14 protein-coding genes and 2 pseudogenes are annotated in these 19,982 nt (G+C 72.4%); 14 read left to right on the plus strand and 2 right to left on the minus strand.

The genetic code is table 11. The features are described from left to right. Window positions 1-9 precede the first annotated feature (9 nt). Genes GOBS_RS03435 through GOBS_RS03480 form a run of 10 tightly spaced genes read left to right on the plus strand, consistent with a single transcriptional unit; the run spans window position 10 to window position 11,316 of the window. The gene (locus GOBS_RS03435; RefSeq protein ID WP_243697632.1) at window positions 10-804 is read left to right on the plus strand and encodes a hypothetical protein; all 795 of its coding nucleotides are present in this window, start codon (window positions 10-12) and stop codon (window positions 802-804) included. Further along, a complete protein-coding gene (locus GOBS_RS03440) occupies window positions 797-2,419 on the plus strand; it encodes a hypothetical protein (protein WP_012946903.1) in 1,623 nt (540 codons plus the stop codon). The genes GOBS_RS03435 and GOBS_RS03440 overlap by 8 nt, the downstream gene beginning before the upstream one ends. Beyond that, on the plus strand, window positions 2,416-3,927 hold the full coding sequence (locus tag GOBS_RS03445) for an SCO6880 family protein (protein ID WP_012946904.1): 1,512 nt from the start codon (window positions 2,416-2,418) through the stop codon (window positions 3,925-3,927). Before GOBS_RS03440 ends, GOBS_RS03445 begins: the two co-directional genes overlap by 4 nt. Before the next feature lie 29 nt (window positions 3,928-3,956). Then, a complete protein-coding gene (locus GOBS_RS03450; RefSeq protein WP_243697633.1) occupies window positions 3,957-5,432 on the plus strand; it encodes an ATP-binding protein in 1,476 nt (491 codons plus the stop codon). Beyond that, the gene (locus GOBS_RS29160; protein ID WP_012946906.1) at window positions 5,429-6,580 is read left to right on the plus strand and encodes a M23 family metallopeptidase; all 1,152 of its coding nucleotides are present in this window, start codon (window positions 5,429-5,431) and stop codon (window positions 6,578-6,580) included. Before GOBS_RS03450 ends, GOBS_RS29160 begins: the two co-directional genes overlap by 4 nt. A gap of 58 nt (window positions 6,581-6,638) precedes the next feature. Then, window positions 6,639-8,549 carry a type IV secretory system conjugative DNA transfer family protein gene (locus GOBS_RS03460; protein ID WP_012946907.1) on the plus strand — a complete coding sequence of 637 codons (1,911 nt, stop codon included), beginning with the start codon at window positions 6,639-6,641 and terminating at the stop codon, window positions 8,547-8,549. Continuing rightward, a complete protein-coding gene (locus GOBS_RS03465) occupies window positions 8,546-9,121 on the plus strand; it encodes a hypothetical protein (RefSeq protein ID WP_012946908.1) in 576 nt (191 codons plus the stop codon). Before GOBS_RS03460 ends, GOBS_RS03465 begins: the two co-directional genes overlap by 4 nt. After that, window positions 9,118-9,654, plus strand: coding sequence for a hypothetical protein (locus GOBS_RS03470; protein WP_012946909.1), 537 nt, complete (start codon window positions 9,118-9,120; stop codon window positions 9,652-9,654). The genes GOBS_RS03465 and GOBS_RS03470 overlap by 4 nt, the downstream gene beginning before the upstream one ends. A 42-nt stretch (window positions 9,655-9,696) precedes the next feature. Beyond that, entirely contained in the window at window positions 9,697-9,993 is a 297-nt protein-coding gene (locus GOBS_RS03475; protein WP_012946910.1) for a hypothetical protein, read from the plus strand. 3 nt (window positions 9,994-9,996) lie between these two features. Continuing rightward, a complete protein-coding gene (locus GOBS_RS03480) occupies window positions 9,997-11,316 on the plus strand; it encodes a hypothetical protein (protein WP_012946911.1) in 1,320 nt (439 codons plus the stop codon). Between the two features lie 12 nt (window positions 11,317-11,328). On the opposite strand, the pseudogene GOBS_RS03485 reads toward GOBS_RS03480, so the two are convergent. After that, window positions 11,329-12,665: pseudogene (locus tag GOBS_RS03485) on the minus strand (IS30 family transposase). 1,413 nt (window positions 12,666-14,078) lie between these two features. Here GOBS_RS03485 and GOBS_RS27040 point away from each other — a divergent pair. Together GOBS_RS27040 and GOBS_RS03490 are read left to right on the plus strand one after the other, a co-directional pair. Beyond that, entirely contained in the window at window positions 14,079-14,546 is a 468-nt protein-coding gene (locus GOBS_RS27040; RefSeq protein WP_166487273.1) for a hypothetical protein, read from the plus strand. 316 nt (window positions 14,547-14,862) lie between these two features. After that, window positions 14,863-15,672 carry an IS5-like element ISGeob4 family transposase gene (locus GOBS_RS03490; RefSeq protein ID WP_012946914.1) on the plus strand — a complete coding sequence of 270 codons (810 nt, stop codon included), beginning with the start codon at window positions 14,863-14,865 and terminating at the stop codon, window positions 15,670-15,672. A 21-nt stretch (window positions 15,673-15,693) separates the two neighbouring features. Here GOBS_RS03490 and GOBS_RS03495 read toward each other — a convergent pair whose 3' ends face one another. Further along, the gene (locus GOBS_RS03495; RefSeq protein ID WP_243697634.1) at window positions 15,694-17,754 is read right to left on the minus strand and encodes a transglycosylase domain-containing protein; all 2,061 of its coding nucleotides are present in this window, start codon (window positions 17,752-17,754) and stop codon (window positions 15,694-15,696) included. Between the two features lie 432 nt (window positions 17,755-18,186). Here GOBS_RS03495 and GOBS_RS28450 point away from each other — a divergent pair. Then, a pseudogene (locus GOBS_RS28450) lies at window positions 18,187-18,315 on the plus strand (IS5/IS1182 family transposase); the annotation flags it as partial. A 384-nt stretch (window positions 18,316-18,699) separates the two neighbouring features. Continuing rightward, complete coding sequence (locus tag GOBS_RS03500) at window positions 18,700-19,767, plus strand: CapA family protein (RefSeq protein WP_049788131.1); 1,068 nt, start codon at window positions 18,700-18,702, stop codon at window positions 19,765-19,767. The last annotated feature ends 215 nt before the right edge of the window (window positions 19,768-19,982 follow it).

The following is a 19,982-nucleotide window of genomic DNA, read 5'->3' on the forward strand; positions in this document are numbered from 1 at the left end:
CGCCGCCGGGTGCAACGACCCGTCGACGGGTCGCTGTGGGGACCGGCCCGGCTGCTCGTCGTCGCCGTCGTGAGCGCGATGGTCGCGTTGGCGGTGCTGGCCGGAGCCGTCCTCGTCGTCGTGGCGGCGCTGACCGACGACGATCCTGCCGGCGGAGGGCGCCCGAGTAGGCCTACAGCACCGTCGATCGAGCCCTCACGTCAGGACGCGTTGGCCGCCGCGCCGATGCCTACCGCCGAGCCGGACGACGCGCTGCCCGGTCCGCTGTCCACCCGCGTTCCTGAGGTCATCGAGCTCCCGCGACCGACCGGGACCGGGCCGGCCATCGTGCCGACCGGCTTTCCGCAGACGCCGGAAGGGGCGCTGGCCCAGCTCGCCGCGATCGACGTGACGGCGATGGGGACCGCCTCGCTCGACGGCGTGCGGCAGGTCGTCACCGACTGGGCCGCGCCGGGCGGACCGACGCCGCAGACGTGGAGCGGTGTGCGCGTAATGGCCGACCTGCTGTCGGCGGCCGGGGTGTCCGGCGTCGGCTCTCCGCAGCTGAGCGTCGTCGTCCGCCCGGTCATGGGACTGGTCAAGGGCACGGTCGGTCCGGACTTCGCCGTGGTGTGCGTGGACCTCGAGTTCACCGTCACCGCCGCGCAGACCGCCCGCGCCGCGGTTGCTGACTGCCAGCGCATGACCTGGGCGGGGGACCGGTGGCTGATCGGAGCAGGACCGGAGCCGGCCCCGGCCCCGTCGGTCTGGCCGGGCACCGAGGCGGCTATCACCGCGGGCTTCCGGGAGCTCCGCTATGCCTAGACCGCGCCGGCAACCGAGCAGCCGGCTGCCTCGCGGCCTGGCGCTGACCACCGTTCTGCTGCTGGCCACGTCGGTGTGGACGGCGTCGGCCGGCCCTGCTGCAGCGGACACGACGGTGTGGGCGTTCCCTGCCCTCCCCGACGACCCGGCGGAGGGCGACGCCACGTCGTGCCTGCCGGTCAACCCGCTGTGCGTGATCGGGAACGCGGCCCAGGCGGCGGTCACCAACGTGTGGGTCGCCGCGATGCTCTCGCTGTGGGAGGCCGGCCTGTGGCTGCTGAGCCTGGCCTTCTCCGTCGTCGACGCGCTGACCAACCCGGACCTGTCCGCCGGCGGTCCGCTGGCGGGCATCTACCCAGTGACCTTCGGCATCGGCGCGACCGTCGCCGCCGTGATGGCCCTGACGCAGCTGGGTGCGGCGGCGCTGCGCCGGGACGGGCAGACGCTGGGCCGGGTGCTGGTCGGGTTGGTGCAGTTCGGCCTGGTGTGGGCCGGCTACGTCGGCGTGGCCGCGCTCTTGGTCACCGGCGTCTCGGGGCTGACCACCGGGCTGCTGCGCAGTCTGCTGGGCATCGACACCCTGGCCGCCTTCGACCCTTCGATCGGCGTGGCCCGCGACCTGGTCGACGGGGCGGTCGCGACGGTGCTGGGTGTCTCGTCGGTCTTCCTGCTGCTGCCGGCCAGCATCGCCTTCCTGCTGGTGATGCTGGTCCGCGAGGCGGCGCTGATCGTGCTGGCGGCGACCTCGGCGATCTCGGCCGCTGGATTGCTCTCCCAGTCCTCGAGTGCCTGGTTCTGGCGCAGCCTGCGCTGGTTCCTGGCCGCTTTGTTGGTCTCGCCGGTCGCGGTCCTCGTCCTGGGCGTGGGCGTGACCATCACCGAGGGCCTGCTCACCGGCGCGGAGGGGACGAGCACCGAGGCCGCAGTCGGCATGGCGGTGGTCGGGTGCCTGCTCGTGCTGCTCGGCGCGCTGTGCCCGTTGGCGCTGTTCCGGCTGCTGGCCTTCGTCGACCCCGGCACGTCCAGTGGCGCGGCGCTGCGTTCCTCGCTGGCCGCCTCCGGTGGGCTCATGGGGGCGCTGCAGAAGGCCGGCGGGACGCGGGCGGCCGGGGCGGCCGCCGTGGCCGGCGCGGCGTCCGGTGGGGTGACCGCGTCGGGTGCGGCGGCGCAGCTGGCAGGGGACAGGGCGCAGGGGGAGTCGACCGCGGACGGTGCCACCAGCGGCCGCTTCGCCGGCGCTCTGCAGGCGCTGTCCGCCGGTACCACGCAAGCCGGACGGCTGGCGGTCGGCGTGGCCGCGACGGCGGCCGATGTGTTGTCCAGCGCCGGGGTCGGGCACCCCGCTCCGTACTACGGGCAGTCGTCGGGCCGAGGGTCACCGGACCGGAGTACCGGCGGCCGGGCCGCCGAGGCTCCGCGTTCAGGTGTGCCGGGTCGGGGACGTCGTCACCCCGACGGCGAACCGCAACCGCCCGCACCGGCAAGCCCGGCGGCAGGCGGGGTCGCCTCGAACGCTGGGGGTGACTCTGCTGCGCCATGGCCTGCTACGCGGCTTGAGCCTCCGGCTCCCCGCGGGCCACGGGGCGAGGCGCCCGGGGACGGCGGTGCGCGGTGAGCGCCCGCTACGGCGACTACGCCCGCGACGTCTCCGGCTGGTTCCTGGGCATGACCGGCGCCCAGCTGGCCCTGGTCACCCTTGCCGGCGTGCCGGCGCTGCTGGCCCTCAACGCGCGGACCTGGGTCCTCCTGGTCGCCTACCTGCCGGCGTGGGGGGTGCTGGCCGCGGTGTTGCTGGTGCCCGTCCGCGGCCGCGCGACCGGCCGCTGGCTGGCTGACCTGTGTCTGCACTCGATCGGGGGAGTCATGGGCTGGTCGGTGTTCGGCTCGGCGGCCGTGGCCGGGACGGCCGAGGATCTGTCCGCGGCGGACCTGCCCGGCGTGCTGGCCGGCATCCGCACCCACGACGGGCCGCCGTTCGGGCAGCTGGCCGGCCGCCCGGTGATCGTCCAGGACCAGGCGGCGCGCACCTGGGCGGCGGTGGCCCGGATCTCCCATCCCGGTATCGGGCTGGCCGAGCCGGACGAGCGCAACCGGATGGGCGCCGGCCTGGCCGAGCTGTGCGAGCTGGCCGCGCGCACCGACCTGGTCGACGTGCTGGCGCTGCAGGTGCGCACCGTGCCCGACGACGGCGCCGAGCGCGCCGCCTGGGAGCATGCGCACACCCGACCGGGTGCGCCGGAGCTGGCCGTGCAGGTCAACGTCCTGCTGACCGAGGGCTTGACGCCTGCGGCGGTGCGCACCGAGGCGTTCGTGACCGTCGTGGTGGGCGAGCGGCGGATTGGCCGCGCCGCACGGGAAGCCGGGGGCGGGGTGGACGGCCGCGCCCGGGTGCTGCACGGGGTGATGGGCGAGGTCGAGGCCGCGCTGCGGGGGCCGGTCGGCTGCACCGCGGTGAGCTGGCTGGACTCCGCCGAGCTGGCCGCCGCGGTGCGCACCGGCTTCGCCCCCGGCGACCGCGGCCAGCTGGTCGCCGCCGACCTCGCCGCAACCCAGAACCCCGACATGGCGACCGGGGTGCCGATGGCCGCCGCCGGTCCCACCCGCGCCCGCGCCGAGGTGCGGCACTACATACATGACGCGTGGGCGTCGGTCACCGACACGGTGCTGCTGCCCGACTCCGGCGCGGTGCTCGGCGCGCTGGCCCCGGTGCTGGTGCCCACCACGGCGGGGGAGCGGCGCTGCCTGACGGTGTTCCTCGGCCCACTGCCGCTGGAGCGGGCCACCCGGCTGGTGGGCCGGGAGCAGATGAGCGCCACCACCGGCAGCGAGCTGCGCGCCCGCATGGGCTTCCGGGAGCGGGCCCGCCAGCGGCGCGACACCGAGCGGATCGGCGCCGCCGACGAGAAGCTGGCCGTCGGGCGCGCACTGGTTCGCCCCGCGGTGGCCGCCTGCGTCACGGTGCCCGCAACCTGGCCGGTCGACGAGCACGGCCGGCGGCTGTCGGCGTCGGTGCGTGCCGCCGGGTTCGTGCCGCTGCGGCTGGACCTGGCGCAGGACTCCGGGTTCGGCGCCGCCGCCATCCCGCTCGGGATCGGCCTGCCCGACCGGCGGGGCCGGCGGTGACCCGCCGCCTGGGTTCCCGGGGACGCGACGTGGCCGTCCTGCTCGACGACTTCGGCCACCGGCTACCCGCCGCCCCGGCGCCACAGCCGGCCACCCGGGAACGCGGGCCGTTCACCGCGCTGGTACCCCGCCACGGCCCCCGAGGCCGCGGCCGGGGCCGCGCGGCAACACCGGCGCCGCTGTCGGTGTGGCGGATGACCTCGGAGCAGACGCCGGTGGTGTGGCCGCTCATCGCCGCACCCGGGCTGCCGCCGACCGGCGCGCAGATGGGGCTGGACCTGCTGTCGGGCGGGGCGTTCTACTGCGACCCGGTCGGCTGGGTCACCGACGACGCCATCCCGGTCACCAATCCCAACGTCGTCGTCTTCGGCAAGCCCGGCCGCGGCAAGTCGGCCACGGTCAAGGCCTTCGCGCTGCGGATGCTGGCCTACGGCTACCGCACCCTGGTGCTGGGCGACACCAAGGACGAGTACGAGCCGCTGTGCCGGGCCCTCGGGGTGGAGCCGTTCGTCATCGGCCACGGGCTGCCCGCCCGGGTCAACCCGCTGGCCTTCGGCCCGCTCGGGCACGGCTGGGATCGGCTGGACGCCGCCGAGGCCCGCCGCCGCGAGGCGATTATCTTCGCCCGCTGGCTGGTGCTGCTGCGCGGCCTGGTCGGCTCCCAGGCGGTGCCGTTCGGCCCGGTGGAGGAGACCGCCGTCGCCGAGGCGCTGCGGCTGCTCACCGGCTACCGCACCGGCGCCACCCGGCTGACCGAACCCACCGTGCCGCAGCTGTGGCACGCGCTGGACGAGCCCACTGACGAACTCGTCGCCGGCTGCCGCTACGCCGACCGGCGGCACTTCCTCGACGCCACCCGCACCCTGCGTGATGCGCTCGGCTCGCTGGTCAAGGGCTCGCTGGCCGGGCTGTTCGACGACCACACCACGGTCGCCGTCGACTGGCGCGCCCCCATCCAGTCGCTGTCGCTGTCCCGACTCGAACCGCTCGGCGACCAGGCCGTCGGCATCGCCCTGACCTGTTTGAACTCCTGGGGGCAGGCGATGCGGGAGATCGCCGAACCGGGGGACCTGCGCATCGTCGTGCGCGACGAGACCTGGCGGCAGATGCGCCTGGGCGCCGAGGCGATGAAGAGCCTGGACGCCAACCTGCGGCTGTCCCGCCGGGACGCCGACGTGCAGGTCCTGCTGGCGCACAAGCCCTCGGACATGCTCACCGCCGGCGACGCCGCCTCGCAGGCGGTCGCCATCGCCCGGGACCTGCTGCACCTGTGCGACGTCAAGGTGCTGCACGGCCAGGACCAGGCCGTCGCCGACGAGCTGGGCACCCTGTTGGGCTTGGCGCCGATCGCGCAGCGGGTGGTCACCGGCTGGGCGGTCGCCGGCAAGGGTCGGGCGCTGTGGCTGGTCGGCGACCGGGTCTTCCAGGTGCAGACCGTCCTCACCGCACCCGAGCTGCGCCTGACCTACACCAACGACGCCCTCACCGCGGGCGGTCCGGCATGACCGGGACGGCGGAAGGCGCGGCCCGGGCGTGGCTGTGGAAGGCCGCCGTCCCTGTCGCGGTGCCGATGTTCGCCGCGCTCTTCCTCCTGCTGGTCCCGCTTGCCGTGCTCGCCGCTCCGCAGACATCAGCGGCGTCCGCGGCCTGCTCGACCGGCGGCACCGGCGCCACCGTCGCCGGCGTCGACCTGGACGCCCTCCAGATGGGCCACGCGCAGACGATCGCCACCGTCGCCGCCCGGCTCGGGCTGGACCCGTACGCCGCGACCGTGGCGCTGGCCACCGCCTATCAGGAGTCCCGCATCCGGATGCTGGCCAACGACGGCAGCAGCCCCGAGCTCACCGCCGACCAGGCCGCCGTCACCGCCACCAGCCTGACCTACCCGCACGACGGGCTCGGCTCCGACCACGACAGCGTCAACACCTTCCAGCAGCGCTGGATCGCCGGCTGGGGCACCGTCGGCGAGCTGATGGACCCCGTCTACGCCGCCGAGACCTTCTACGCCCGCCTGGTCCAGGTGCCGAACTGGCGGACCATCCCGCTGACCCGCGCGGCTCAGTCCGTGCAGGTCTCGGCCTACGGCGGCGCCTACGCCCGCTGGGAGCCACTCGCCCGCGAGCTGACCGCGATGCTGTGGCCGGCCGCCCGGGTCGCCGCAGCCGACCCGTCCGGCGCCGCAGCCGGGGTCTGCCCGGGTCTGCCGGTGGCCGCCGGGTCGTGGATCCGGCCGACCGCCGGGCAGGTCACCTCCGGCTTCGGGCCCCGCTGGGGCACCCTGCACGCCGGTGTCGACATCGCCGGCCCCCGCGATACCCCGGTCTACGCCGCGTCCGACGGCATCGTGGTGCGCGCCGAGTGCACCAGCGCCTACTGCAACCGCGACGGCAACCTGGACCTGGGCGGCTACGGCAATCTCGTCGAGCTGGACCACGGCGGCGGGGTGACCACCCGCTACGGGCACCTGTCGGCCTACACCGTCACCGCCGGCCAAACCGTCACCGCCGGGACGCTGATCGGCTTCCAGGGCTCCACCGGCAACAGCACCGGCGTCCACCTGCACCTTGAGGTCCGCATCGACGGCACCCCGGTCGACCCCGTCCCGTGGCTGGCCGACCGCGGCGTCGACCTGCGTGCTGCCAACCCCGGATGAACACCCCACGCCGCACGAACGGAGGAGTCATGCACGAGACGAGCACGGGGCGGCAGCGATGAGCGTCGGTCGGTCCCAGCCCGACGTCGGCCCCACCGGCTGGGAGGTGCCCACCGCCGTCGCTCTAGTGTGGATGACCGCCGGCGCGCTGCTGCTGCCCGCCGGCCGCGCCGCCGCGGCACTGCTGACCGGCGGCGGCTGGGTGTGGCCGCACGGGTCGGCCGCACTGGTCGCCTCCGTCGGCGGGCTGCTCGCCGGCGACCCCGCCGCCGGCCTGGACGGCGTACAAGTAGCGGCGCTGCCCTCGTCGCCAGTCATGTACGCCGTCATCGCAGGAGCGCTCGGACTGTTCCTGGCCGGCAGTGGGGGAGCGGCCTGGGCCGCGCGCCGGCTGCTGGGCGGGCGGTCCGGGATGGCCTCCCGTGCCCACGTCGCCGACGTCCTCGGCCGCGCGCGGCTGCGCCAGGTCGCTCCCGTCGTCCGCCCCGACCTGACTCCGGATCGCCGGCGCGAGGACCGTCGCTTCACGGGCACCGATGTGGGGTGGCGACTGGGCCGCGCCGCCGTCCCCGCCGCCGGAGAACTGTGGGTGCCCTACGACCGCACCACCGGCGTCTACGGCCCCCAGGGCTCCGGCAAGACCCTCGACCTACTCGCCCCCGCGCTGCTCGACGCGCCGGGGGCGGCGCTGGTGACGCTGACCAAGGCCGAGGACCTGCTGCTCACCCTCGACGCCCGCGCCGACGGCGACCGGCCGGTCGCCGTGCTCGACCCGTTCGGCGCCGTCCCCGGCCTGGCGGAGCTGGTGTGGGACCCGGTCGCTGGATGCGCGGACCCGATGGTCGCCGAGCGCCGAGCCAAGGCGTTTACCGCCGGCACGGTTGCCGGCGCGGTCACCGGCGGCGTCGCCAGCAGCGCGGCCCGGTTCTACGCGTTCGAGGCGGCCAAGGTGCTGCAGGCGTTCCTGCACGCCGCGGCGCTGATCGACGGCACCGTCGAGGACGTCCTCACGTGGGCCGCCCACCCGCAGGCGGCGACGCAGCCGGCCGACGTCCTGCGCGGCCACCCCGATGCCGCGCCGTTCTGGGACGGGCTGCTGCACGGCGCCCTGCACGGTGACCCGCGCGCTGCGGGCAACACCGCCACCACCGTGCAGCAGGCGCTGGCGCTGTTCTTCCAGGCCGACATCCGCCGCCGCTGCACCCCGGGGCCTGGGCGGCCGGCGACCGACATCGCCGACCTGCTCGCCGCCGGCGGCACGATCTACCTGCTCGGCCGCGAGGACCCCTACGCTTCGGCGTCCCCGCTGATGACCGCGGTGGCCGAGCACGTCCTCGACACCGCCCTGCAGCTGGCCGCCACGGCGCCGACCGGGCGGCTGTGCCCGCCGCTGCTGGCCTGCCTGGACGAGCTGCCCTCCACCGCGCCGCTGCCCACCCTGCGCACCCGAATGGCCAACGACCGCGCCCTGGGTGTCAGCTTCCTCTACGCCGCGCAGACCTGGCGGCAGCTGGTGTGCGTCTACGGCGAGGACGAGGCCCGCACCCTGTTCGGGCTGACCAACGTCGTCGTCGCCTTCGGCGGCGGCAAGGACGGCGCCTTCTACCGCGAGCTGTCCGACCTGCTCGGCACCACCCGGGTGCGGCGCACCTCCTACAGCTACCGCGGTGCGGGGTGGTCCCGGTCCACCCACGGGGAGACCGTGCAGGTGCTGCGCGGTGAGGAGATCCGCCAGCTGCCGCCGGGCCGGGCGCTGGTCGTCGCCGAGAACGCCCCGCCGCTGATCGCCCGGCTCACCCGCTGCCTCACCGGACCCCGCGGCCTGCAACTGCTGGCAGCCCAGGGCGCCGCCCGCGCCCGGGTCACCGCCGCCCGCGCCGGTGACCCGCCCCGGGCCGAGTGCACCGGAGCCGCTCACTACAGCGCGCGGCCCGCAGGCCCGGCACCGGCCCAGAGGAGCGCCCGGTGACCGACGCCCAGATCGCCAGGCCCTTTCCCGAACCGCCGCCAGAGGTCCGCCGCGCCCTCGACCACCTCCGCGGGGCCGACGACATCGGCCTCGACCCCGCTGGCCTGACGGAGCTGCACCGGCCCTGGGACCCGGCAACCTGCCCGCCGAACCTGCGCGTCGACCTGTGGCCGTGGCTGGACGAAGTCGCCGCCTGGCTCAACCACACCTACGCCTGGCAGACCGCCTCCGCCGTCCCCGCCTGCTGGCCGGCGCACCCGCACCTGGTGCACGAGCTCGCGGTGCTCGCCTGCCTGCGCGTCACCGCCGCCGAGGCCACCACACCGCACGCGCTGGAGGAGTGGCACCGCTACGCGCTGCCCACCTTCACCGGCCGGATGAGCGAACGGCTCGGCATCGGCTGCCCACCCGGCCGGCACACCGACTGGCCCGCCCGTTCCTGGGCGACCGAGTACGACAGCTCAGCCGCGCGGGAGGCCAGGCGGGCGCTGTTCGTCGGTGACCTCGATGCCAAACCCTCCACTGGCCACGCGCCGCGATCCTGCACACGTTCGCGTAAGGGCAGCGCATGAGTGCTCCGGCCCGCCGCAGCGACGAGGACTGGGTCTCACTCGTCGACGGCGTGCGGGTCAGCCGCCGCTGGATGACCCGGCACACCCCACAGCTGCTGGCCGCCTGGTGCGCCGCCCTGTCCGAGGTGCAGCGGCGCACGATCGCCGCACGCATCCTGCAGGTCGCCGCCGACCTGGAGAGCGAACCCGACGACGCCCTCGCGCCGCCGGGCAGACCGGTGTGGCGTCGGGCGGTTGAGCGGATCGGCGCCCACCTCGTGCGCGGCCCGGACTGGCTCCCGCTGGCCGCCGCACTCGCCCGCGCCCACGCCGCCGGCTACGACGTCGCCGCCCGCCTGCCCGCACTCGCCGCCGCCGCTCCGCTGCCCGACCGGCACCCGGCGCGCGAGCTGCACTGGCGGCTGCTCGAAGACTGCCCGGCCGCCCTGCCGGCGACCGACGACTCCGCCCGGGCCGACGACGACGCCGCGGCAGTGCACAGTCCGAGCGGCCGTCCACAGAACCGCCGCGACCGCCCCCCACACGCTCCCTGACGACCGACCGTCGCGCCACACCGCACCCGGAGGAGAGCAGCCATGACCCTGGACACCACCACCGACCCGCTCGGCTACGCCGCCTCGCTACTCGACGCCGTCGGCGCCGACCGCGAGCAGGTACCCGCCGAGGTCGCCCTTGCCTGCCTGTACGCCGCCGAGCTGCTCGAGCTGGCCGGGGCACGGGCCGAACCCACCCCGCTTATCAACGGCGACCCGCGCATCACCCTGCGGGTGGCCCTGGCCGCCCTGGCCGACCTAGACGAGGACACCTTCGCCAGCACCCCGGTCCTCGACGCCGCCCGCACCGCCCGGCGCGCCCTGCGACGGCTGGGCTGACCGGTGACCACCACCCTGCAGCAGCTGCTGGACGCCCTCACCGACCGGGCCACCGCCCCGGCGGCGTCGGTGGCCATCGAGGACATCACCGGCGCGCTGGCCCACCTCGGCCGGGCGCTCACCGGCCTGACTGACGACGGGCTCACCCCGGCCGACACCTCACGGCAGCGCACCGCCACCGAGCTGGGTGCAGCCTGCGTCACCGCCGGTCGGCTGTGGCCGCGCACCGGCGGGCCGCTCACCGACCTCGCCGGTGCCGCCGCCGACCTCGTCGGCCGCGACCGCCCCGTCCTGGGCCGCGCCCACCGGTGGGCGGTCACCGTCGAACTCGCCGAGGTGGCCGATCACTCGGCCGGGCTCGCGTCCCGACTGCTGCCGCAGGCGGCGGTCGCCGAGATGTCCGCCGTCCGCCAGCTGGCCACCGCCGTCGAGCGCGACGCGCTGGCCGATCCGCCGACCGCCGCGAGCTTCGTGGTACTCGACCGCCTGGTACCCCCACCCGACCCTCCGCACCGGGACGCCGCACCGAGCGCACTCGACGCGTCCGCGGCGCTCGTCGCGACACTCGACCGGATCCAACGGGACGGCGACAACCTCTCCCTGCGCGACTTCCGCGCCGCCGTCGCGGCCGCCGAGATCGCCAGCCGCTGCGCCGCCACCGTCGCTGCCGCTGCGACCGGGGACGACGTGGGCCCGCTGCTGGTCACCGGGCTGGCCTGGCAGCTGGCCGGCCGCACCAGCACGGCCTTCCACGACGGGCACCGCGCCGGCACCGCCGACCCGCGCGGCGTCGTCGCCTGGGCGCAGGCGCTGGCCGGCGCGCTCCGCGCCGAGGTCGCACCTCGCACCGACATCTCAGCGCTACGCGACCGCAGCGACCTGCCGAGCACGGCCGACAGGGTCCGGCAGGTCACCGCCCAGCTGCCGGCGCTCGGCGACCGGCTGGCCGCGGCCGTGGAGCGGTGGTCGCGCACCGGGCGGTTGGTCGTCTCCGCGCGGGACCTGCAGCCTGTCGAGAACATGTCCGCCGACCGGATCGACGCGGTCATCGCCGGTCGTCACGTGATGGCCCGCGGCGCCGACCTCGGTCAGCTCCGCCGGGTCGTCGACCGGGCCGCAGACCTGTCGACCGGACTGGCCGGTGCACTGCACCGCGCCTTGACCGACCCCATGCAGCGGCACCAGGTCGACCGGCACACTCGGGGAGTGCAGACGCCCGGCCTGACCGAGCGTCTGCTCGATCGATCTCAGGCGACCGAGCACGCCATCACCGCGATCCGGTCGCCGCGTCACGTGGCGCGAGAAGCTCCGCCGTCCCGGTAGCCGATGGCGGTTTCAAGCAGTCGTCGCAACGACTGGCTTCTCGGGGTCGGACAGTAGCCGCTGCATGGCTTCGGCCGGGGTGATGAACCCGAGGGTCTTGCGGGGTCTGCCGTTGAGTTCGATAGCGATGGCGTCGAGGTACTCAGCGTCGTGGACCGGGAGGTCGGTGCCACAAGGGGTGCGTACTGGCGCAGCAGACCGTTGGTGTTCTCGTTGCTCCCGCGCTGCCAAGGCGAACGCGGATCGCAGAAGTAGATCGCCATATCGGTGGCGAGCGTGATGGCCTGGTGCTGGGCCAGCTCGCTGCCCTGATCCCAGGTCAGCGAGCGGCGCAGCTGCTCGGGCAGGGTCTGGATCGCCGCGACCAGCCGGTCGCGGACCGCCTCGGCGCCGTGCCCGTCGGGCAGGTGCACCAGCAGGCAGAAGCGGGTCTGGCGTTCCACCAGGGTGCCGATCGCCGACCGGCAGTGCTGGCCCATGATCAGGTCGCCTTCCCAGTGGCCGGGCACCGCCCGGTCGGCGGCTTCGGCCGGCCGTTCGCTGATCGAGACCATGCCGGAGATCTTCGCCTTGGCCGCGCCGGAGAACCCGTGGGGCCGGCGCCAGGCCCGACCGGTGCGCAGATGCCGGTGCAACTCGGTGCGCAGCCGGCCGCGGCCCTGCACGAACAACGCCTGATAGATGGTCTCGTGGCTCACCTGCATCGCCGCCTCGTCGCCATGCTCGCCGGCCAGGTGCGCGCTGATCTGGGCCGGGCTCCACTTCCGGCACAACTTGTCCTGCACCGCCAGCGCCAGCCGTGCGTCCTCCAGTTTGAACGGCTTGGGCCGCCGCGCCCGCAGCCCGGCGCGCTTGTGCGCCGCGTACGGGGCGTATCTGGCCCGCCTCGCTCGCCCGGCCGCCCGCCCGGCCGCCGGCACGGGCCCGTTGCGGCGTAGCTCGCGACTGATGGTCGACGGCGCGCGGCCGAGCTGAGTCGCGATCGCGCGCATCGACGCGCCGGCCAGATGCAGGTCGGCGATCTGCAGCCGCTCCTCCAGCGACAGATACCTCGCCGACACCACCCGCGGTGCCGACGGCGGCCGACCGCCCGAGGCACGTCGCCACCGATATCCCTGCCGCCGATCCACGCCGACAGCCTCACAAGCCTGCGAGAAGGCCGATCCTGACTTCACCAGCTCCCAGAACCGCTGCTGCCGCTCATCCCGAACCCACTGCCACTCCGAAACCACCACAACACCTCGCGCTCCAAGGGTGTTGCGACGACCGCCTGAACGCGCCGATCCCTTGCGGGACGGCGGCCGGCTTGTCACAGGCAGTCCTCCGGTGCGCCAGTAGCCGTTCGTCATACGGGACTGACGGATGTCGGCCACCGCTCGCGGGTCGCAACGGTGAGGTCCACGAGCCCATTTGGGCCGAACGCATCGGCAAATGCACCCACCGGCGGCCGCTGGCCCGGCGAGAATCTCCGGTCAGGCTGGCGCGCCAGGATGATTCGGACGTGCGGTCAGATGCGGGTCGGCTCCACGTAGACGTAGGGAGCTGTGACAGGCTCAAGCCCTGACCGATGCTGCAGCTACATACTCGAGAAACGCCAGCTGATCCACCTAGACCACGGGCCTGGCATGTTGCTTGCCCAACGCTCAACGCCGAAGCCGCTGAAGGAGCATCATGGGGGACATAGCGAAAGAGTTGCTTGGCGCCGCCCTAGGCGTCTTAGCCACGGGAGCAGCCTCATTCTTCCTTCACCGGGTTGCCATTACTAAAGCCCGCCGACTTTGGCGACTGAGGCAGCCCAAGGGGCTCTCCATAGTCCTCTCCACCAGCGCAAGAGTTAGCACCGGGACGTACGACCGTCCAGTGACTGGCCTAGGCCCCGCTCGGGCATTGGGTTTGGTGGCACCTTCGCTAGTTACAGCCTACAGGACGCTGTCTGAGAACGCGGTAACTCTCTCCGAGTTCTGCGACGACAGGGCCCGCGAGGGGGACTTGATACTCCTAGGAGGGCCAAAGAACAATGCGGTAACAAGAGAAGCTCTGGCCCGACTAGATCGAAAATTGCCTATAACTATGAAAACAGTGAAGGATGAGCGAATACTTCGCAGGACCGACTCGGGCGACGAACTAGTCCAGCCTGCCAGCACCCCTTCGCCGTCGTTCGGGCGGAGCGGCGCCGATTACGGGTTCATCCTTCGCGCACCGAATTGCTTCGACTCGTCCGGCACGCTAACCATTTTTGCAGGAACGCACACGTACGGAACGGTGGCCGCTGCGAGATACTTCCTCGATAATGCGAAGGAGATGCGCAAGCTGACCAAGCAGAAGCGATTCGTTATTCTTATTCGAGCCAGAGTAACCGCGGGCGAGCATGTAGAACATGCGGAAGTTTACCTCGGCCCGACGCCCTTCTAAGGATCTCTATGCGTATCGTCTCGGCAACAGTGAAGCCGAAAGCCCCGCTTCGAAGCCTGGGAGAAGATCGAATCCTCATGACGTCAGCGCTCCTAGGCGTCATCGACGGGGCCACTGCAAAGGGCGGGGGAGGCGAGAAGGGACCAAGCCGGCAGGAGCCTGGCGCCGTTGCGGCGGACCTCATAGCTCGGGCGCTCAAGTCGCTTCCCTCCTCGGCAACGGCTCGCCAGGCGGTTGACGCAGCAACAGAAGCCGTCGCGGATGGGAAGGGAACCACAGAAGCCTCATCTGCGTCCCTCATGCTCTACTCGGCGCATCGGCATGAATTATGGGGCGTAGGAGCTTCCACGGTGCGGATTGACAGCCGCCAGAGTGTCCTCGCGCCAAGACATGAGGCGGTGGCAGCGCAAGTGAGAGCCGCCTATCTCACAGCTCTTATTCGTCAGGGCTCGGACTTGAGAGCCCTCCAAGAGGAAGACCCCGGGCGGGCGATGATCATCCCACTCCTTCGCAACGAGCGCAGTCTGCGTAACGTAGACAGCCCAGGACAGTGGTTTTTCGGCTCCATCGACGGTGGGCGGGTGCCCGACAGGCATATTCACATACAGCCGCTACCTCGCGAGACGCAATCACTACTTATTGCGTCGGACGGTTATCCCGCGCTCGCTGCCGATCTCGAGAGCACTGAGCGATTTCTGATGGGCCTGTTGGAAGTCGATCCTTTACTCATCGGCGATCATCCCCAGACTAAGGGACTTAGGGCCGGCAATGAAAGCTTCGACGACAGGTCAATGATACATGTATCCTTTATCGACTGAGCTTTAGCACCGGGCTTACACGCAATTCGCACACTTTAAACAGTTCCAGGCACTCATCCCGCCGGCAGAAACCATTGCTGTGTACGAGCGGCGTCGAGGTCACCTCATGCGTGGTGGTCGACCGCCTGGCGAGGCGAAGACACTTGACTCAATGAGCCTTTCCCGGTAGCGGATGAGCCGCAGGTCAGGAGCGACACACCGACGGCGGCCGGATGACCGAAGACGACGCAGGACCTCGGTAGGCGGGACGTCTTCTCACAGACCGTCTTCCCCACCCGAGGTCCTGCTGTGTCCGATCCTGTCACCTACACACGCCGTGCTCCCCGTCGAAGAGCCCACCGTGCAATTCGTGTCGGCACTGCTGGCCGCCGACCGGCGCCGACGCCGCACCCGGCCTAAGCGCCGGGCGCTGGGCTGCTACCGGCAGGCGGTGCTGGTGCTGCGCTGGTTCCTCGACGGCACCCGGCTGGCCCAGCTGGCCGTCGACCACCGAATCGGCCGCTCGACGGCCTACCGGTATCTGCACGAGGGCATCGACGTCCTCGCCGCGGCCGCACCCGCGCTGCGCGGTGCACTGCTGGCCGCCCGCGCCGCCGGCTATGCGCACGTGACGGTGGACGGGACGCTGATCCGCACCGACGGGTGCCGGACCAAGAATCCCGATACCGGCCACGACCTGTGGTTCTCCGGCAAGCACAAGGCGCACGGCGGCAACGTGCAGATCGTCAGCGACCCCGACGGGCATCCGGTCGTCGTCTCCGAGGTCGAGCCCGGCTCGGTGCATGACCTGGCCGCCGCCCGTGCCACCGGGTTCCTCGGCGCGCTGCACGCCGCGGCCGCCCTGCTCGGGCTGCCCGCGCTGGCCGCGCTGGCCGCGCTGGCCGACAAGGGCTACCACGGTGCCGGCATCGGCGTGCTGACGCCGACCAAGGGCCGCGGCCTGCACTCGAACAACCTCATCCGCAACCGGCTCATCGGCTGCTTGCGTGCCCCGGGCGAACGCGGGATCGCGCTGCTCAAGACCCGATGGAAGGCGCTCGGCCGTATCCGCCTGTGCCCACAGCGGATCGGCGCGATCGCCAAGGCAGCGCTTGTCCTGACCAACGCCGAACGACCAATCCGTTGAGAAAACCTCAATGCACGATTTCTAGTCCTCGAAGCGGTTGTCGCGCGTGGTGCCAGGGTCAGGCGTGTCGCTGTTTTCGTCAGTAGGTGTGTTGGCGTCGGTGTTCTGGGCGGCGGTTGCTGCTGGTGGCGGTGGGTTGGCCTGGACGGTGCTGCCGGCGAGGACCGGGTCGGCGGGAGGGAAGGGCGCCCTCGGTGCGGTGGTGAGGATGGGTGCCATGGCGTCGTGCCAGATGCCCGCGCCCATGCCGCCGCCCTGGCCGCCGACGTCCTGGTTTCCCTTGGGGTTGAGCACCATCACGCTGGCGGAGTACTGCGGCGTGTAGCCGGCGAAGGCGATCGAGAAGTTGTTCTGCGTCGTTCCGGTCTTGCCCGCGATCTGGTGGCCGGGGACGTAGGCCGCTGCGGCGGTCTGCCCGGGATAGCCCGGCTCGACGTCCTTGCGCATCATCTGGGCGAGGGTGGTGGCCACGGCCGGCGCGACAGCTGCGGGGGTGCAGTTGTCTCCACTGCCGACTGGTGTCCCCTCGGGCCCGGTCAGCGGTTCGCCGTTACGGTCGAGGATGGCGGTGACCGGCGTTGGGTCGCAGCGGGTGCCGCCGGCGGCCAGCGTGGCGTAGGCGCTGGCCAGGTCCAGCGGGCTGGTGGCCTCGGCGCCGAGGGTGAACGAGCCGCGATTTCCGCCGATGATCTGGTCCGCCGAGGACGCGGTGAAGCGCATGCCCATCCGCTCGGCGACGCGCACCGGGCCCTCGACGCTGCCGAGTGCGTCCTGCAGCGCCATGAAGTAGGTATTGGAGGACAGGTACAGCGCCTGCTCCATGGTCATCGTCCGCACGTCGGCATTGGCGAAGGCGCGTACCTCGTAGGGCCGGCCGTTGTTCGTGTAGACCCGGGAGACGTAGGGGTTGCTCGGAGTCAGGGTGTAGTCCGCAGCGAAGCCCCGTTCCAGGGCGGCGGCGGCGGTGAACACCTTGAAAGTCGATCCAGCACCCTGGCTGTAGGCGGTGTTGAGCACCACGGACTCGCAGTCGGGCTCCGGGCAGCCGTAGCGGCGGTTGACGCTCATCGCCAGCACGTGCCCGGTGCCGGGTTCCACCGCGGTGTACATGCCGGCCAGCGGGTCCCCCATAGGGAGCTGGTTGAGCACCGCCTGGTCCCCGGCGACCTGCACGTCCGGGCGCAGCGTGGTCTGGATGGTCAGCCCGCCGTCGTCCAGGATGTCCCGGCTGATTCCGAGCTGCTGCTGCAGGTACTGCTCCAGATAGGCGCAGAAGAAGCCGCCCACGGTGGCATCGATGCAGCCGTTCGGGGATCCCGGGCCCGGGTCGACCACCACCGGCCGGGCGGAGGCAGCGGCCAGCCGCCGGGCGTCGATGTAGCCCGTCTCGTACATCCGCTGCAGCACCTGGTTGCGGCGGGTGAGGGCGGCCGCGGGGTCGGTGAGCGGGTTGTCGTTGGCCGGGCTCTGCACCAGGCCGGCCAGCATCGCTGCCTGCGGCAGGATCAGGTCGGCGGCGTCCACGCTGAAGTAACGCTGCGCGGCGGCCTGGATGCCATAGGCGCCGTGGCCGAAGTACACCGTGTTCAGATAGCGGGTGAGAATCTCGTCTTTGGAGTAGGCCTCCTCCAGGACAAGCGCCAGCCGCGCCTCCCGCAGCTTGCGCCCGAGGCTCCCCTCGGTGGCCGCCTGCCGCTCCTCGGCAGTATCGGCGGTCTGCGCGCGGGTCTGCTTGACCAGCTGCTGGGTAAGCGTGGACCCGCCCTGCTGCACCGAGCCCGCCGCCACGTTGGTCACCAGCGCGCGCGCCGTTCCCCGCACGTCCAGGCCGCTGTGCTCGTAGAACCGCGCGTCCTCGATCGCGACCATGGCCCGTTTCATCACCGGGGCGATCTGCTCGGTGGTCACCGGCACCCGGTCATTGACATAGAAGGTGGTGATCACCGACCCGTCGGCCGCCAGCACCCGGCTGTTGCCCCACAGGTCGCCGCTGAGATTGGCCGGAAGCTCGTCGGGTGGCGGTGCCGAGTTCCGCGCCAGCAGGCCGGCGCCCCCGACAAGAGGGAACAAGAAGGCGGCCACCAGAACCCCAGCCTCCACCACCGCCATAGCCAGCAAGACCAAGGTTCGCGAGCGCGGGCGCACGTTAGAGCAACCTAGGTCACCCCGTTGCCCGACAGGTTCCCGGAAAGTTTCGAAACCCGGGAGGACCGGGATCCCTCGTCCGACCCGGTCGGCCTCCGCCAACTTCGCGGCGTGCGCCGACGGGACGTCCTCGTCGAGTGGGTGCCGCGGTACTGACAGGCCGGCTGCAGCCGATCAGCACCCGCCCGGTCGCCCGCCACGGCCACCAGTGCGTCCCGGCGGTCCCGGCGTGGCGCCGTCCCCAGCGCACTCTGACTGCCGGGACGCCGCGAGAGGGGCCGGCCCGCTCGGCGGTGCCGGTGCTGTGCTCTCACCAACTGCGTGAGTTCCGACCCGACGACAGCGCCTACGATCGCACGATGATCACGCCGCCACCGGTTCATCGCCAGCTGCACCGGACTGGCTCAGCGGCGACCAGCTGAGCGACCTCGACCGAGCCGGACCATCACCGCCCTGGCCCGACTGGCCGTCGCGCTCATCTGCGCCCGTCGGCTAACGGCCTACCGCCATCTGCACGAGGGCATCGACGCCCTGGCCCGCAGCGGCGCCGGGTCTGTCCGGTGCCCTGCTAACTACGCCCGTCTTCACCCACCGACCAACCAGAGCCCTCGATCACACCGTCGGTGAGCCCGGCGCCAGCGATATCCGGGTACCGGGCGTGGGTCGCGGTCGGCGCGGACTCGGCTGCGTTGAGCGCGATCGATACCGCGCCTTAGGCGCTGCGGCCGCGCGTGAGGTGCGCTGCGATCGCGGTGTCGCGGGAGCGGCGAGCGCAACCGGATACCGTGCGCGCACAGGAATGCGCACCCCGACCCGAGGAATCTGTGGATGAAGGCAGGGCGGCACCGGTCGCCGCGGCCGGCCCGGCCCATGCGTGTGCCCGTGCTGCTGGTGGCCCTGATTTTCGCGCTGGCCGCCGCGTTCTCGCTGGGCAGCAGCACCGAGAAGTCCGCACCCTTGACGTCGGGCAGCTCGCCGCCGCCGCGCGACACCAGTGTCGGTATCAGTGCGGTGGGCAACGTCATCATGGGATCGACCCCCGAGTTACCTCCCGATGGCGGGCGGCACCTGTTCGACGGGGTGGCCGACCGGCTGGCCGGAGACGTGGTGCTGGCCAATCTGGATCAGGCGCTCACCGATGCAGCGGCCTCGACCAAGTGCGGAGCAGACAGCAGTAGCTGCTATGCGTTCCGCACGCCGCCCTCGTATGCCCGGTGGCTGCGCCAGGCCGGTTTCACGGTGATCAATCTGGCCAACAACCATTCGCGCGACTTCGGCGATGCCGGGCTGCGCGACACTCAGGCGGCGCTGACCGCTCACAATCTGCAGTACACCGGCATGCCGGGGCAGATCACGCTGCAGGACGTCGGCTCGGTGCGGGTGGCGATCCTCGGCTTCGCGCCCTATCACTGGGCACAAAGCCTGCTCGACATTCCCGCCGCCCAACAAATGGTGCGGCAGGCTGCTGCCCAGGCCGATCTGGTCCTGGTCACCATCCACGCCGGCGCCGAGGGCGCCGACCGCGGGCACGTACCGCCGGGCACCGAGGTTTTCCTCGGCGAGGACCGCGGTGATGCGGTCGCGTTCTCCCACGCGGCCATCGATGCCGGCGCTGATGCGGTGCTCGGTGCCGGTCCGCACGTGTTGCGGGGCATGGAGTGGTACCGAGGTCGCCTGATCGCCTACAGCCTGGGCAACTTCCTGGGCTACGAGACGCTGTCGCACACCGGAGCACAAGGGGTGGGCGGCATCGTGACGCTGCAGCTGACGCCCGATGGCAGCTGGCACAGCGGACAGCTGGAGGGCACCGTCATGGTCGCCCCGGGAGTGCCGCAGATCGATCCCGACCAGCGCGCCCGCGCACTCGTGCAGGAGTTGTCCCGCACCGACTTCGGCGCCTGCGGCGTGCAGCTCTCCGCCGCCGGTGAACTGAACACCCCCACCTGCTGACACCCCGCGCCCGGCCCGGCCAAAGAAACAGCTACCGGTTATGCCCGCCCTTCCCGCCGCCCACGAGGCCGAACGCCAAGCCCACTCCGCACAGCGAATCCGCGTCGAGCACGGCACCGGCGACCTGACCAACTGGCGGGCCCGTCCCATCCACTCCGTCGACACATGGAGTTGACCCGCTTCGGTGGACACCCTGAGCTTGGGCATCTGGCCCG

The sequence above is a fragment of the Geodermatophilus obscurus DSM 43160 genome, from assembly GCF_000025345.1.
GTDB lineage: Bacteria > Actinomycetota > Actinomycetes > Mycobacteriales > Geodermatophilaceae > Geodermatophilus > Geodermatophilus obscurus.